Genomic DNA, 644 nt, shown 5'->3' with positions numbered 1-644 from the left:
CTTCCAACGGATCTCCGTCGAGCCCTGCTCCGTGACCGCCATCCGCTACACCCGGCTGCGCCCCTTCCTGCTCCGGCTCGGCGACACCGGCGACCTCGCGGGGCTCGCGCCGCGACCGGACGAGGAGCAGGGCGCGAGCGGGGACGCCGCGGTGGGGGGTGGCGCGGGGGCACCGTGATCTCCGCGCGCAGTAGGGTGGTTCCGCGCATGAGACCGTGGTCCTGACACCCAGGACGGCGGACCCAGCGGCCCACCGAGGCCGGGCCGCACCGGCCGTCGCAGCACCACCGCAAGCCGAACCGTCGAACAAAACTGGAGCAGGACGTTGTCCCGTCAGGTGTTCCTCTATGACCCGCCGGACCGCTTCGTCGCCGGTACGGTCGGGCTGCCTGGCCGCCGCACCTTCTTCCTGCAGGCGACGGCGGCCGGTCGCACCACCAGCGTCGCGCTGGAAAAGGCCCAGGTCGAGGCGTTGGCCGAGCGGATCGACGAGCTGCTTGACGAGGTCGTGCGGCGCACCGGGGGCAATGCGCCGGTGCCGGCCGTCGCGCCCGCCGAGATGACCGACACGGCGCCGCTGGACGCCCCGGTCGAGGAGGAGTTCCGGGTCGGGACCATGGCGCTGGCCTGGGACGGCGAGGAAC

Annotated in this window: 1 protein-coding gene and 1 pseudogene; both read left to right on the top strand. The window is 73.4% G+C overall.

The features are described from left to right. Positions 1-178, top strand: a pseudogene (locus tag KUM32_RS41390) (phosphoglycerate mutase); the annotation flags it as partial. Positions 179-325: 147 nt separating this feature from the next. Then, on the top strand, positions 326-644 hold a 319-nt coding region (locus KUM32_RS41385; protein ID WP_217146788.1), incomplete at its 3' end, for a DUF3090 family protein.

Source organism: Streptomyces sp. AC627_RSS907 (genome assembly GCF_019049165.1).
This window is presented reverse-complemented; position numbering and strand designations above follow the sequence as displayed.